This is a genomic window from Streptomyces sp. NPDC050508, from assembly GCF_040655155.1.
Lineage (GTDB): Bacteria > Actinomycetota > Actinomycetes > Streptomycetales > Streptomycetaceae > Streptomyces.
Map to the genome: position 1 here is coordinate 336,524 of NZ_JBFAJJ010000004.1, position 13,696 is coordinate 350,219.

The window sequence follows — 13,696 nt, forward strand, 5'->3', positions numbered from 1 at the left end:
ACATACGCCGTTTCCGGTACACAAGGCGGGCCTCTGATGGGCCCGGCACCCGCAGCCCGCCCCGAACACCCGGGAGAGACCAGATGTCCAGACGCTACGTCAGTCCCGCAGCCGTCCTCGCCGCGACCGGAGTTCTCACCGGGGTGACCGCCGCCCAGCCCGCCGCGTTCGCCGCCTCCCACCATCCGGCCGCCACCAGACACGTCCTGCTGGTGTCTGTCGACGGGCTGCACCAGTCGGACCTGGCCTGGTACACCGCCCGGCACCCGAAGTCCGCGCTGGCCCGACTGGTCGGCGGCGGCGTGGAGTACACCCATGCCGCCACCACCACGCCGTCCGACTCCTTCCCCGGCATGGTCGCCCAGGCGACCGGCGGCAGCCCCGGCACCACGGGCGTCTACTACGACGACACCTACAACGCCGCGCTCCTCCCGGCGGGAACCACCAGCTGCAAGGGCGTCAAGCCCGGAGTCGAGGTGGACCTCACCGAGGACCTGGACAAGAACCAGGCCTCCCTCGACGCCGGTCAGGGCCTCACGGGCCTGCCGGACAGCATCCTGTCGATGACCGGCCACCCGGAGAGCCTGATCAACGCGTCGAAGCTGCCCGTCGACCCGAAGACCTGCAAGCCGGTGTACCCGCACTCCTACCTCAAGGTGAACACGATCTTCGAGGTGGCCCGCCAGGCGGGACTGCGCACCGCCTGGTCGGACAAGCACGCCGCCTACGAGATCCTCAACGGCCCCTCGGGCACCGGCGTCCAGGACCTGTTCACCCCGGAGATCAACAGCGACGCCCTCGGTTACGCCGCCGGCAACGACTGGACCACGGACAACAAGGCCACGGAGCAGTACGACACCTACAAGGTGAAGGCCGTCCTCAACGAGATCGACGGCTACGACCACAGCCGCACCCACAAGGTCGGCACCCCGGCGATCTTCGGCCTCAACTTCCAGTCGGTCTCCACCGCGCAGAAGCTGCCCGCCTCGGACGGCCTCCCCGGCGGCTACACCGCCAAGAACATCCCGGGCCCGCTGCTGGTGAAGAACCTGGACTTCGTCAACACGGAGATCGGCGCCCTGACCGCCGAGATCGGCAAACGGCACCTCTCCGGTAGCACCACGGTGATCCTCTCCGCCAAGCACGGCCAGTCGCCCACCGACCCCGCCGCGCTCACCCGCGTCGACGACGGCCCGCTCCTTGACGGCCTCAACGCCGCCTGGAAGAAGCTCCACCCCGGTGCCGCCGACCTGGTGACCCACGCCGTGGATGACGACGCCATGCTGCTGTGGCTCTCCGACCGCTCCGCGACCGCCACCGCCTTCGCCAAGAAGTACCTGCTCGCCCAGAACGGCACCGGCACCGACATCAACAAGGCGCCCAAGGACTACACCCACAGCGGGCTCAGCAAGGTCTACGCCGGCAAGGCCGCCGCCGACTACTTCCACGTCAAGGCCGGCGACGCCCGCGTCCCGGACCTGTTCGGTGTCGCCCAGTACGGCGTCGTCTACACGGGCGGCACCAAGAAGATCGCCGAGCACGGTGGCGGCCACTCCGACGACCTCGCCGTCCCCCTCGTCGTGTCCGGCGCCTCCGTCCCGGACGGCGTGCGCGACTCCGCGAGCGTGCAGACCAAGCAGATCGCACCGACGATCCTGAGCCTGCTCGGTCTCGACCCCCGCTCCCTCCAGGCCGTCCGCGAAGAGCACACCACGGCGCTGCCGGTCCGCTGACCGGTTCGTCAGGAAAACCGGGAGGCCGTCCAGCCGACAGTCGGCTGGACGGCCTCGTGCATGGCGCGGGCTCAGCCGTTCGGCCCGGTCGGAGGTCTTGGGACCGCCGGCCGGTATGGGACCGGTCCAAGCATCCGCATGAACCGTGCCGAACACCGAGACAGCCTGGTCCGCCCAACCCGACAATGATGACCAGGTGTTGGACCGGACCGGAACGAGGCCGTGCATGCGCAACAGGGACAAGCGGCTCGCCGTACTGGACATGCTCGACACGGGAGAGCGGACGGCCCGTCACGGCTGGGTCCTGGACGACCAGGTCCCCGCTGAAGGTCGGTCCAGTGTCGAACGGGTCGTGCGTGAAGGACTCGCCGAACTGGCCGACCAGGCTGCCCGCGCCGAGCTCTCCGCGCTCAGCTCGCGGCCCGTACCGTGGGCCGCGCGTCTGACCCCGTACGGGCGCGACGCCCTGGTCTACGCACGTGCGTTGCCCCTCCCGGAGTCGGAACCGGATGAACCCGCCCCCGGCGAGCAGCACGTGCACCTGCGCCCGGCACAGATGGACGCCCTGCGTCGATTCGTCTCCCTCGCCGCCGAACTGGCAGCCCCGCCCGCCGAAGGACTCGCCGAACGGGTGCGCGCCGCGTACTTCAGCCGTACGGACAACCGCTGGCTGCTCTGCCTGACGCGGCAGCAGATCACGTCGGTCGCCTACGGCCTCTACCTGCACGGCAACACCTGCTCCGAGGCGGAGCGCTACCGCTTCGCCCGTGACTACAACGTCATCTTCCGGCCGTGCCCGGAAACGGGTGTGCCTACGGCGGTGGACCTCACCCCGGCGCCCCGTATGCCTCGTGTCTCGGGTCCACGGGCTGAGCAGGCCTGAGGACCGTACGAACGGCGCCTGCCGGCAGAGGAGTTGGCTGTCACCGCTCGACCGGTTCCGCACCGGACCTGATGCGAGGCGTCAGGTGGCGAGCTCCTCCTCCAGCCAGGTGCGGCCGCGGGTGCGGGCGGCCAGGCGGACGCCGCCCAGGCGCGGCGCCAGCCGCTCGGCCTCGGTCCGCACCGCGGCTTTCGCTTCGGCGCCGACGTCCTCCAGGAACCGGCAGACGAACTCGCCGTCCCCGTCCTGCGCCCAGCCGCCGACGACGCGGCCGTTCCACCACAGTGACGGGCCGATGTTCCCGGCACGGTCGAAGAGCCGCGGTCCGTGGTCGCCCAGGAACCAGCCGCGCTCCTGCCAGCCCATCGGCGTGGGGTCCAGCGCCGGCAACAACGCGGCCCACGGCTCCGGCTCGGGCGTTTCCTCCATGTCGTCGGGGAGGAGCAGTCCGGTCCTGCCGTCCAGGTCCACCTCGACCGGTCGGAGCCGGGTGAGCGCCCGCTTCACCTGCGTCTTGGTCCACCCGGCCCACCAACCCAGGTCCTCCGCGGTGCCGGGGCCGAAGGTCCGCAGCCAGCGCCGGGCCAGTTCCGTCTCCGCCTCCTGCGTGTCCCAGTCCTCGAAACCGCCGGGGCACCAGTCGGAGAGCGGCGACCAGCGGTACTGGTGGGACGTCCAGGAGCCACGCGGCCGGCCGCGCACCACCTGGCCCTCGGCGGCGAGCAGCAGCAGGAGCCGACTGGCCACGTTCTGTCTGCCCTCGTAGCTCTTGCCGCGTGCCAGTACCACCTGGGTGCTCAACCGCGGGTCGTCGCCCGCCAGTTCGGCCGCCGTCGCCACGCCGCGGGCCTCCAGGGCACGCAGCGCCACCTTCTCGGTCTCCGCGAGCCAGTGCCGTACCCCGGCTTCGTCGGCGGCCACCTCGGACTCGGCCAGGTACCCGAGGAGCTTGCGGCGCTCCCGCGCGGCCACGGCGCGAGAACACGCGGCCTGGATCACAGGTGCGACATCGAGGGAGGTCACGAAGACGGTCCGGCGCATCCCCAGCAGACGGATCAGTGAGCGGTCCTCGTACAGGGCGCGGTCCATCGTGGCCACGTCGCCGTCGCGCATGCGCACCCAGCTCGACACGTACACGGAGGACGGATCGGTGCCGTGCAGCGCCACCATGCCGCGCGCCACCTCGACGGGGTCGTCCGACCTGGCGTGCACCGCAAGCCGATGCCGTTGTGCCAGCCTGGCCCGTCGCTCCGTCACGTCGATGCCGCGCATCGGGCCTCCTGTTCCCTGCCACCGGCCCGCTTGTCCGCGAGTCGGACCCTAATCGACCAGGTGTCAGGGATCCGCGGAATCGGCCGGTGGCGGCGGTGACGATGCCGAGGGCGACGTCGGGTCACAGGGTGACCGTCTTGTACTCGACGTACTGGGCGAGCCCGACGGCCCCGTACTCGCGGCCGATCCCGCTGGCCTTGTAGCCGCCGAAGGGACCGTCGAAGGCGATGGGCGCACCGTTGACGGTGACCGTGCCGGTGCGCAGGCGGCGGGCGACATCGAGCGCGCGGGCCTGGTCGGCGGACCAGACTCCGCCGGAGAGGCCGTACTCCGAGTCGTTGGCGATGCGTACGGCGTCGTCCTCGTCGTCGTAGGCGATGACGACGAGGACCGGGCCGAAGATCTCCTCCTGCGCGATCCGCATGGAGTTGTCGACGTCGGCGAACACGGTCGGGGTGACGTAGTTGCCGTGTTCGAGGCCCGGCGGGATCTGGGGGCCGCCGGTGACGAGTCGGGCGCCTTCCTTGACGCCGAGTTCGATGTAGTCGCGCACGCGTTGCTGCTGGTCGCGGCGGACCATCGGGCCGATGAACGTGTCGGGGTCGGCCGGGTCACCGACTTTCAGGGACTCCACGAGGTTCTTGAGGGCGGTGATGACCTCCTCGTAGCGGCTGCGCGGGGCGAGGACGCGGGTCTGCGCGATGCACGCCTCGCCGTTGTTCAGCAGGGAGGCGAACTTCAGCCCCTGCACGGCCTGTTCGACGTCGGCGTCGTCCAGGACGACGGCGGCCGACTTGCCGCCCAACTCCAGGCTGACCCGCTTGAGTTGTTCGCCCGCGATGGACGCGATCCTGCGGCCGGCCCGGGTCGAGCCGGTGAACGCGATCTTGTCCACGTCCCGGTGCGACACGAGGTACTCACTGGTCTCCCGGTCGGCGGGAAGGACGCTGATCACGCCCTCCGGCAGACCGGCCCGCTCCAGCAGTTCGGCCAGGAACCCCATGCTCAGCGAGTTCTCCGGGGACACCTTGAGTACGACCGTGTTGCCGGCCAGCAGAGCGGGGATGATCTTGGCCAGGGCCGCGGAGAACGGGGAGTTCCACGGGATGACGGCGGCCACGACACCGATGGGCTCGCGGCGCAGCACGCTCCGGGTGGGGGAGTCGGGGTCGGAGGGCGTCAGGGTCTCCTCCCAGCCGAGTTCCTCGGCCGCCTTGAGGTAGGCGCCCGCCTGTCGGGTGAGTCCCGGCTGTCCGGCCAGCGTGAACCACCCGGCCGAACCGTTCTCGGCGGAGATGAGGGCGGCGATCTTCTCGGCGTCCGCCTCGCGCAGCGCGTTGAGGCGCCGGATCACGGCGATGCGCTCCGCCGGTGCCGTACGCGGCCAGGGGCCCTCGTCGAACGCGGCGCGGGCGGCGGCCACGGCCCGGTCCACGTCGGCGGGCCGCGCCTGCGCCGCGCGGCCGATGACCGTCCGGTCGTGCGGCGACGGGATGTCGAGCAGCTCCGGGCTGCTCGGCGTGGTCCAGGATCCCGCGATGAAGAGTCGGTCGTAGGTGATCATGTGCTCTCTCCCGAAGGGCTGAGGGGGCAGCCCTGGTAGTCGGTTATCTGTCACTTCAATGTAGCAGTTATGTGGAGTGTGGCCTCAGTCGTGAGTCTGTAAGTGTGCTAGGTACCACACGCCGGTCTATGCTTCGTGGCGTGAGAGCAGACGCGGTACGCAACCTGGAAGCGGTCCTGACCACCGGAGCGCGCATGCTCGCCGCCGATCCGGGCGCGAGCATCGCCGCCATCGCCGCCGAGGCCGGCGTCGACCGGCGCACCGTCTATCGGCGGTTCGCGTCCCGCGAGGAACTGCTCGCGGCCATCTACGAGGCCCGCGTCGACGCGATCGAACGGGCCACCGAGGACTCCAGGCTGCGCGAGGCGCCCGTCGCCGTGGCCCTCCACCGGTACGTCGAAGGGATCATCGGCGTCAATCGCAAGTGGCCCGTGGAGCTCACCCGGATGCGGGCCGACGAGACGATCCGCGAACGGCGTGACGGCCTGATCCGGGAGGTCGACACCTTCCTGAAGCGCGCCACCGACGAGGGGCTCCTGCGCGGCGATGTCCCGACCGCATGGGCGAGTTCACTGCTGCCGCAGCTCATGCACCTGGCTTCCCAACAGCTGCCCGATCTCAGCGCGGCCCGAGCCGCCGACATGGTCGTCGACACCTTTCTGCGGGGACTCGGCGGGCAGTGAGGATCAGGTCGCATAGCCTCGCGGACATGACAGATGTGTTTGCGGGCGTCCGCCTGCTCGGCCCGCCGGAGACCGACGGCGAGTACATCGCGCTGAGCGAGCACGAGACGGTGCACCTGCACGAGTACACGCGGATCTACGCCGTGCCCGGCCTCTACGAGCACGTCGTCCAGGAACGGCTGCGGTGCACATCGCCGCAGGTCGCGGCCGACGGTTTCCTGCGCGCCGCCGCGCGCCTCGGGCTGGAGCCGGGCTCGATGACTGTCCTCGACGTCGGCGCCGGCACGGGACTGGTCGGCGAACTCGTGCGTCGCGGGGGCGTGGCCCGGGTCGTCGGGGTCGACTCGCTGCCGGCAGCGCGCATGGCGAGTCTGCGCGACCGGCCGGGCGTCTACGCCGACTACGTGGTCGGCGACTTCCTGCACCCCGACGCACTTCGTCAGGCCCTACGCCCGTACCCGCTCGGCGGGTTGGTGTCGGCGGGAGCGTTCGGCGGTACGCACGCCACACCGCGGGCGCTCGACAACGCACTCGCGGTCCTGCCGCCCGGCGCTCCCGTGGCCTTCACGATCGACGAACGGTGGATGGACGAGTCGGATCCGGACGGGTTCGGCGCCGGGGTCGAGCGGCTGGTGGCCGACGGACGTCTTGCCGTGCTGGAACGAACCCGGTTCCAGCACCGGGTGACGACGACCGGCGAGCCGATCTTCTACCAGCTCGTCGTGGGCCGGACGGGATGAGGTGAACTACCCGACCCGACCCCACTGTTGATCCCCTTCCGGACTCAGGCCAGGCGGCGAGTCGGCTCCGGGACCCTGCCCGCCGGCGCCTGAGTGCCGGTGCGGCGGCGGGCGTTGATCCGGTTGATCGCGACCGTCGCGGCGAGCGCTCCCAGTGGCGGGGCCAGCAGATAGACCGGCAGGAGCGAGGGATCGCCGGCGAGCAGGGCCGGCCCGAACTCCCGTGCCGGGTTGGCGATTCCGCCGGACAGAGTGCCGAAGGCGACGATCTGCGCGGCGATCATCGTGCCCACCGCCCAGGGGGTGAACGGGCCGAGTCCCCGGCTGGAGACGCCGATTCCGGCGACGGCGACGATGACGAACATCGTGGCGGCCTCGATCACGGCGACCGCGGCCCAACTCCAGCCGGGGGCGGGCCGGATGACGGCGAAGTCCACGCCCGGGGAGGCGAACACCGGGCCCCAGACCAGTCGTCCGGCCGCGATGCCGAGCAGCGATCCGATGAGTTGTCCGGCGATGAACGGAGCTACATCGCGGCCCGGTGTGCGGCCGTAGCGCCACATCGCGAGGGTGATCGCCGGGTTGATGTGGCCCCCGGTCACCTTGCCCCAGGGGGAGAGCATGACGGCGGTGACCGTGTAGCCGGAGAGTGGGGCCACGGCGGTCAGCCTGCCCTCCGGGGTGTTCCACCAGCCACCGGACGCCGGGTCGAGGGTGCCCATCAGCCAGCGGACCGTGGTGGCCACGGCGAACAACATCAGCGCGGTCAGGGCGAGTTCGAGGAGCGCGGAGTGGAAACTGCGCCGCCAACCGGACCGGGTCGGCCGGGTCACAGCGGCTTCGTCCACGAGGCGTCGGAGCGGGTCAGCACGAACGCGGTGCCGGAGGCCGCCACCAGGAGCACGGCGGCGAACAGCAGGGGCAGGGCCCGCCCGCCGTGCTGGACCGCGACGGCACCGGCCAGCCCGCCGGCGAACATCGCCGCGGCCGAGAGCAGCCGACGGCCGACCTTGCTGCCCTTGCCGCCCGCGAGACGGCTGTCCGCGGCCACTCCGGTGATGGTGAGCGTCAGCACGGTCGTGGTCAGGTCGGGTACGGCCAGGGCGCGGGCGGTGGCGTTCTGCACGCCCATCGCGAGGCCGAGGAGGACGATCAGGGCGTACTGGACGACTGTGCTCACGTGCGAGGTGTCGGTGACCTGGGCGATGACGTACGCCGCCAGCACGAGGGCCGTCTCCAGCAGCAGCGCCAGGTGCAGGACCCGTCCTCGGTGGGCGCCGGCCCCGTGCGCGAGCCGGCCGCCGAACAGGGCGCCCGCGGCGAACGCGGCGAGTGCGGAGAGGGAGGCGGCCAGGGAGAAGCCGGCCGCGCCGGCGATGGCGAAGCCGGAGAAGACGACGTTGCCGGTCATGTTGGCGACGAAGACATGGCCCAGGACGAGATAGCTGAAGGCGTCCACGAGGCCGGTCACCACCGTCAGCGCGAGCATCAGGGGAGGGAGCGGACCGTGCCGGTCCTCCATGTCGGGGACGACCGTGGTCCACGCGTCCCGCACTACGGCAGACATGGCAGACATGGCATTGCTCCCATTCGCTGGAGGGCTCCCGGTCTCCCGGCTTGTTCTCTCCCGGCTTCTTCTCTTCCGATTCCGAGCCTCGCGCCACGGGAGCGCCTCGTCCAACATATGGATGCGGGTGCAGCAATCGGTATGAGCGATCGATTGATCGCTTGGACCGGTTCAATCCCTGATCGCGTGCCGCTCGACCACTTCGAGGAACGCGGCCGCGGCCGGCGCCAGCCGCTTGCTGTCGTGGACCGCGCAGATGGTGTGCACGGCCGCCTCGTCCGCGAGACGGAGCGCGCGGGCGCCGTACGGCAGGGTGGTGTCCTGCTGGCTCTTGCCTGGGGCGGGGTCGACGGGGTCGAGGAACACCGACGACCGCGGTACGACCGTCACGCCGATGCCCCGTGCGGCCAGCCGGATCATGTCCTGTATCTGGCCGACCTGGAAGTGCTGGCCCGGTTCCACCCCGGCACGGGCGAAGGCGGCCTCGACCTGGCGGCGCAGGCCGCTGCCCCGGGTGAACTGGATGAGCTGGTGGCTCTCCGGCAGATCGGCCAGGTCCACGGTCTCGCGGTCGGCCAGCGCGTGGTCGGCTGGCACGATCAGGACGAGCGGGTCGCTCGCCAGGACCTGGTGGTCGAGCCCTTCCGGGATCTGCCGCGGACCGAGGCCCACGACCGCGATGTCGAGGTCCCCGGCCAGGACCGACGCGGCCATCTCCGCGCTGGGCGCGTTGGTCACGTGGAAGTCGATGCCCGGGTAGCGGGCGTGGTAGTCGGCCATCACCTCGACGAGGTCGACCGAGGAGGCGCGCGTCTGGACGAGGCCGAGGCGCAGCCGCCCGCGCCGCAGTCCGGACAGGGCGTCGAGGGCCGCCCGGGCGTTGTCGACGTCGGCGAGGACGCGGCGGGCCAGCGGTTCGAGGAGTTCCCCGGCGGCCGTCAGCCGTACGGAACGGCTGGTGCGGCTGAACAGCCGGGCGCCCACGTCCTTCTCCAGCCGGGCTATCTGCTGGCTCAGGGCGGACTGCGCGACGTAGCAACTGGCCGCCGCCTGCGTGAAGTTACGGGTCTCGGCGACGGCGAGGAAGTACTTCAGGTGCCTCAGGTCCATCCCGCGCTCTTCTCCCTACTGATCTGCATGACCGATCGGTACAACAAGAACCATGTGTTGGACCGATCCATTGTCGCAAACCTAGCGTCGTCGGTGCCGCCAGCCGACCGACCGAGGAGCCGACGTGTCCAGCAGCACCATGCCCGTGGGTGGCATACGCCCGCACGACGGGGTCGAGGACCCCGCCCAGCTCGTCGTCCGCAATGCCCGCATCCACACCGGCGACCCCGCCCGCCCGGCCGCGTCCGCCGTGGCCATCACCGACGGTATCTTCACCGCCGTAGGAGATGACGCGACCGTCGCCCCGCACATCGGCCCCGCCACCCGGGTTGTGGATGCACTCGGCCGACGCGTGATCCCCGGTCTCAACGACTCCCATCTGCACGTCATCCGCGGCGGGTTGAACTACCTGCTCGAACTGCGCTGGGACGGCGTACGGTCGCTGCGCACCGCCCTGCGCATGCTGCGGGAGCAGGCCGAGCGCACGCCAACAGGCCAGTGGGTGCGAGTCGTTGGGGGCTGGACGGGGGAGCAGTTCGCGGAGAAGCGGCTGCCGACCGTGTCCGAGTTGAACGCCGCCGCGCCCGACACCCCTGTCTTCGTCCTGCACTTGTACCAGTCGGCGATCCTCAACCGGGCCGCGCTGGAGGCCGTCGGCTTCACACGGGACACCCCGAACCCGCCCGGCGGCGAGATCGTCCGTGACTTCGCGGGCAACCCCACTGGCGTGCTGCTGGCCGCGCCCGCCGCCGGGCTGCTCTACTCCACCCTCGCCAAGGGTCCGATCCTCGCCCCCGAGGACCAACTCGGCTCCACCCGCCACTACTTGCGCGAACTGAACCGCTTCGGCATCACCAGCGCCATCGACGCCGCCGGCGGCTTCCAGAACTTCCCCGACAACTACGCGGCCGTCACCGAGCTGGCGGAGCGCGGCGAGTTGACCGTCCGTATCGCCTACCACCTGTTCCCGCAGACCGCCGGACAGGAACTCGACGACCTGCGCCGCTGGATCGGCATGGTCAGCCCGGGCGACGGCGACGAGTGGCTGCGGTGCAACGGCGCCGGTGAGAACCTCGCCTGGTCCCCGGCCGACTTCGAGAACTTCGCCGAACCCCGCCCCCAACTCACCGCCCGCGCAAGCCAGGACCTGGAGGCGGCGGCCCGGCTGCTGCTCGACAACGGCTGGGGCTTCCGCCTCCACGCCACCTACGACGAGACGATCCGCCAGGACCTCGACGTCTTCGAGAAGATCGCCGCGGACGGCGGATTCCCGGACGGGACACGGTGGTTGTTCGACCACGCCGAGACCGTCAGCCAGGAGAGCCTGGACCGGATCAAGGCCCTCGGCGGCGCCGTCTCCGTCCAGAACCGCATGATGTTCCAGGGCAAGGCCTTCATCGACCGCTACGGCGCCGAGCGCGCCGCGACCGCGCCTCCGATCCGCGCCATGCGCGACACCGGCCTGCTGGTCGCGGCCGGTACCGACGCCACCCGCGTCTCCAGCTACAACCCGTGGTTGTCGCTGTCCTGGCTGGTCACCGGCCGCACTGTCGGCGACATCCTCCTCTACCCGGCCGAGAACCGCGTGGACCGTTCCACCGCCCTGGAGATGTACACCACCGCGGGCGCCCACCTCACCGGCGAGGCCGATGTGAAGGGCACCATCACCGAGGGCAAGTACGGCGACCTGGCCGTCCTGTCCGCCGACTACTTCTCCGTCGCCGACGAGGACATCGACCGTATCGAGTCCCTGCTCACCGTGGCAGGCGGCAAGGTCGTGCACGCGGTCGGCGACTACGAGAACATCGCCGCCCCGCTCCCGGAGATCAGCCCGGCCTGGAGCCCGGTCGCCCGCTTCGGGGGCTTCCAGGCGGCGACAGGGGCGTCAGAGGCATCGGGCGCACGGCAGGCCCGCGCCTTCGTCGACGCCGCCGCCGACTCCGAGGAGCAGCGCGCCTGGCGTGACCGGCGCGGCGACCTCGACCGCGTCCCGCACCAGGTCGGCGGTGCGCTCGACCCGCTGGACGGCTGCTTCTGACCGGCCGCTGGACCGGTCCTACGGCAGTACCACCGAGGCTCCGGTTTTACGGCAGCTTGGTGGCCCGACCGCCACTGAGCTGCCGTACCTTCTTCTCGACCGCACCCCTTGCCCCGGGAGCCACAGCATGAACGCGAAGACGACGTCGGGGACCGGCTCGCGGTCCGCCTCCGCCTGGGCGCCGCTGGCCCGACCGGTGTTCCGGGCCCTGTGGATCGCCCAGTTCGTGTCGAACATCGGCACCTGGATGCAGACGGTCGGCGCGCAGTGGCTGCTGCTCGGGCACGGGGCGACCATGGTGACGCTGGTCCAGACGGCGTCGAGCCTGCCGATCGTGCTGCTGGCGCTGCCCTCGGGTGTCCTCGCGGACCGGTTCGACCGGCGCGGGCTGCTGCTGGTGGCGCAGGTCGCGATGTTCGCCGTGTCAACAGTGCTGACCGTGCTGGCCTTCGCGGACGCGCTGTCCGCCGTACCCCTGCTCGCTCTCACCTTCCTCCTCGGCTGCGGGACCGCCCTGATGGGGCCGTCGTGGCAGGCCATCCAGCCGGAACTGGTGGAGCGGGAGCAGCTCGGGCAGGCGTCCGCGCTGGGCGCGGTGAACATGAACCTCGCGCGTGCGGTGGGTCCGGCGCTCGGCGGTGTCGTGGTCGCGGCGGCCGGCGCGGGCTGGGTGTTCGGCTTCAACGCGGTGTCATTTCTCGGGATCGCCGCCGTACTGGTGCTGTGGCACCGCCCGAGGACCACCGTCCCCGCCGCCGAGCAGGAACGGCTGTTGACCGCGCTGTACGCGGGCCGCCGCTACGTTTGGAACGCTCCAGGCATCCGCCGCGTCCTGCTGCGCACCGCCCTGTTCATCCCCGGCGCGGCGGCACTGTGGTCGCTGCTCCCCCTCATCGCCGCCGACTCGCTCGGACTGGGGTCGGGCGGCTACGGCCTGCTGCTCGGCGCGGTCGGGATCGGCGCGGTGGCGGGCGCGTTCGCACTGCCGTGGCTGCGCCAACACCTGGGCATCAACGGCATCTTGGCCGCCGGCGCCATGATGTTCGCCCTCGTCCTGCTGGTCCTCGCGACCGTGCACGTCACCTGGGTCGCGGTCCTCGTCCTGCTGCCCGCGGGAGTGGCCTGGATCGGGGTGCTCTCCACGCTCAACGCGGCGATGCAGACCCGGCTGCCAGGTTGGGTCCGGGCCCGCGGACTCGCCGTCTACCTGCTGGTCTTCCAGGGCGGCCAGGCCCTCGCCGCCCCGCTCTGGGGCGCCCTGGTCCAGTGGCTGGGCCTGACCCCCGCCCTCCTCACGGGCACCGCCGTCATGCTGCTGAGCGCACTCACCCTCTACCGGTGGCGGCTCTACGGCATGGAGGGCATCGACCCCACACTCTCCGACCACTGGCCCACCCCGCCCCTGGTCTTCGTCCCCGGCCCCTCCGACGGACCCGTGTTGGTGTCCGTCGTCTACCGCGTCGCACCGGACGACAGGGCAGCGTTCATCAAGGCCATGGACCGCGTCGCCCACTCCCGCCGCCGGACCGGCGCGCTCACCTGGGGCCTCTTCCAGGACGGCAACGAACCCGGCCGGTTCATCGAGAACTACCTGGTCGGCTCCTGGGCCGAACACCTCGCCCAGCACCACAGCCGACTCAGCACCACCGACCGCGGCTTCGAGGACCGCGCCCGCGCCCTGCTCCTGCCCGGCACCGCCCCCGAAGTGACCCACGCCTTCGACGCCGCCGTTGGACCGGTCCTGCCCACCTCGGAGAAAACTTCCTGAAGACCTGAAGGTGGGTGCCGGACACCCAGGAGAGACGTGGCCTGGTTACCCCCGCGCGGGAACGCGACCGTGGAGCCATGAACACGAACGCAGCACCGCACCCCTTCGTCGGTATGTGGGTGACGGCGGACGGCCACATCCGGCAGGAACTCCTCCCGAACGGCCGCTACGACGAGGCCCGAGGGAACCGGCCGAGCGCCTACACCGGCAGCTACACCGTCACCGGCAACCACATCGACTACGTCGACGACACCGGCTTCACCGCCACCGGTGACGTCCGGGACGGCGTGCTCTTCCACGAGCACCTCGTCCTGTACCGCGCGTAACCCGGTACGGGC

At 71.1% G+C, this 13,696-nt stretch carries 12 protein-coding genes; 7 read left to right on the forward strand and 5 right to left on the reverse strand.

Annotated elements, in window-relative coordinates; all coding sequences use genetic code 11:
- The first annotated feature begins 83 nt into the window (after window positions 1-83).
- Both AB0I69_RS13915 and AB0I69_RS13920 read left to right on the forward strand, forming a co-directional pair.
- Window positions 84-1,733, forward strand: coding sequence for an alkaline phosphatase family protein (locus AB0I69_RS13915; RefSeq protein ID WP_363095846.1), 1,650 nt, complete (start codon window positions 84-86; stop codon window positions 1,731-1,733).
- 226 nt (window positions 1,734-1,959) lie between these two features.
- Window positions 1,960-2,616 carry a DUF6417 family protein gene (locus AB0I69_RS13920; protein WP_363095847.1) on the forward strand — a complete coding sequence of 219 codons (657 nt, stop codon included), beginning with the start codon at window positions 1,960-1,962 and terminating at the stop codon, window positions 2,614-2,616.
- 81 nt (window positions 2,617-2,697) lie between these two features.
- Here the strand turns inward: AB0I69_RS13920 and AB0I69_RS13925 are convergent, their stop codons facing one another.
- Window positions 2,698-3,888 (reverse strand): winged helix DNA-binding domain-containing protein, encoded by a 1,191-nt coding sequence (locus AB0I69_RS13925; protein ID WP_363095848.1) that lies wholly within the window; start codon window positions 3,886-3,888, stop codon window positions 2,698-2,700.
- Between the two features lie 121 nt (window positions 3,889-4,009).
- Entirely contained in the window at window positions 4,010-5,452 is a 1,443-nt protein-coding gene (locus AB0I69_RS13930) for an aldehyde dehydrogenase (protein WP_363095849.1), read from the reverse strand.
- A gap of 194 nt (window positions 5,453-5,646) precedes the next feature.
- Between AB0I69_RS13930 and AB0I69_RS13935 the strand changes: the two genes are divergently transcribed.
- Window positions 5,647-6,135 carry a TetR family transcriptional regulator gene (locus AB0I69_RS13935; RefSeq protein WP_363096138.1) on the forward strand — a complete coding sequence of 163 codons (489 nt, stop codon included), beginning with the start codon at window positions 5,647-5,649 and terminating at the stop codon, window positions 6,133-6,135.
- A 26-nt stretch (window positions 6,136-6,161) separates the two neighbouring features.
- Entirely contained in the window at window positions 6,162-6,875 is a 714-nt protein-coding gene (locus AB0I69_RS13940) for a class I SAM-dependent methyltransferase (RefSeq protein ID WP_363095850.1), read from the forward strand.
- 44 nt (window positions 6,876-6,919) lie between these two features.
- On the opposite strand, the gene AB0I69_RS13945 is transcribed toward AB0I69_RS13940, so the two are convergent.
- The 3 genes from AB0I69_RS13945 to AB0I69_RS13955 form a co-directional block, all read right to left on the reverse strand.
- The gene (locus AB0I69_RS13945; RefSeq protein ID WP_363095851.1) at window positions 6,920-7,708 is read right to left on the reverse strand and encodes an aquaporin; all 789 of its coding nucleotides are present in this window, start codon (window positions 7,706-7,708) and stop codon (window positions 6,920-6,922) included.
- Window positions 7,705-8,442 (reverse strand): YoaK family protein, encoded by a 738-nt coding sequence (locus tag AB0I69_RS13950; RefSeq protein ID WP_363095852.1) that lies wholly within the window; start codon window positions 8,440-8,442, stop codon window positions 7,705-7,707. The genes AB0I69_RS13945 and AB0I69_RS13950 overlap by 4 nt, the downstream gene beginning before the upstream one ends.
- Before the next feature lie 171 nt (window positions 8,443-8,613).
- Window positions 8,614-9,552 carry a LysR family transcriptional regulator gene (locus AB0I69_RS13955; RefSeq protein WP_363095853.1) on the reverse strand — a complete coding sequence of 313 codons (939 nt, stop codon included), beginning with the start codon at window positions 9,550-9,552 and terminating at the stop codon, window positions 8,614-8,616.
- Between the two features lie 139 nt (window positions 9,553-9,691).
- On the opposite strand from AB0I69_RS13955, the gene AB0I69_RS13960 reads away from it, so the two are divergent.
- The 3 genes from AB0I69_RS13960 to AB0I69_RS13970 all read left to right on the forward strand — a co-directional run bounded on the left by AB0I69_RS13960 (window position 9,692) and on the right by AB0I69_RS13970 (window position 13,684).
- Window positions 9,692-11,590 (forward strand): amidohydrolase, encoded by a 1,899-nt coding sequence (locus AB0I69_RS13960; RefSeq protein WP_363096139.1) that lies wholly within the window; start codon window positions 9,692-9,694, stop codon window positions 11,588-11,590.
- A 127-nt stretch (window positions 11,591-11,717) separates the two neighbouring features.
- A complete protein-coding gene (locus AB0I69_RS13965; protein WP_363095854.1) occupies window positions 11,718-13,358 on the forward strand; it encodes an MFS transporter in 1,641 nt (546 codons plus the stop codon).
- 77 nt (window positions 13,359-13,435) lie between these two features.
- Complete coding sequence (locus AB0I69_RS13970; protein WP_360073063.1) at window positions 13,436-13,684, forward strand: Atu4866 domain-containing protein; 249 nt, start codon at window positions 13,436-13,438, stop codon at window positions 13,682-13,684.
- Window positions 13,685-13,696 lie beyond the last annotated feature (12 nt).

Bases quoted from the DNA above. Each gene is read 5' to 3' on its own strand.
- AB0I69_RS13925 (WP_363095848.1), bottom strand. From the start codon at position 3,888: ATGCGCGGCATCGACGTGACGGAGCGACGGGCCAGGCTGGCACAACGG.
- AB0I69_RS13915 (WP_363095846.1), top strand. From the start codon at position 84: ATGTCCAGACGCTACGTCAGTCCCGCAGCCGTCCTCGCCGCGACCGGA.
- AB0I69_RS13955 (WP_363095853.1), bottom strand. From the start codon at position 9,552: ATGGACCTGAGGCACCTGAAGTACTTCCTCGCCGTCGCCGAGACCCGT.
- AB0I69_RS13935 (WP_363096138.1), top strand. From the start codon at position 5,647: ATGCTCGCCGCCGATCCGGGCGCGAGCATCGCCGCCATCGCCGCCGAG.
- AB0I69_RS13940 (WP_363095850.1), top strand. From the start codon at position 6,162: ATGACAGATGTGTTTGCGGGCGTCCGCCTGCTCGGCCCGCCGGAGACC.
- AB0I69_RS13965 (WP_363095854.1), top strand. From the start codon at position 11,718: ATGAACGCGAAGACGACGTCGGGGACCGGCTCGCGGTCCGCCTCCGCC.
- AB0I69_RS13970 (WP_360073063.1), top strand. From the start codon at position 13,436: ATGAACACGAACGCAGCACCGCACCCCTTCGTCGGTATGTGGGTGACG.
- AB0I69_RS13920 (WP_363095847.1), top strand. From the start codon at position 1,960: ATGCGCAACAGGGACAAGCGGCTCGCCGTACTGGACATGCTCGACACG.
- AB0I69_RS13930 (WP_363095849.1), bottom strand. From the start codon at position 5,452: ATGATCACCTACGACCGACTCTTCATCGCGGGATCCTGGACCACGCCG.
- AB0I69_RS13960 (WP_363096139.1), top strand. From the start codon at position 9,692: ATGCCCGTGGGTGGCATACGCCCGCACGACGGGGTCGAGGACCCCGCC.
- AB0I69_RS13950 (WP_363095852.1), bottom strand. From the start codon at position 8,442: ATGTCTGCCGTAGTGCGGGACGCGTGGACCACGGTCGTCCCCGACATG.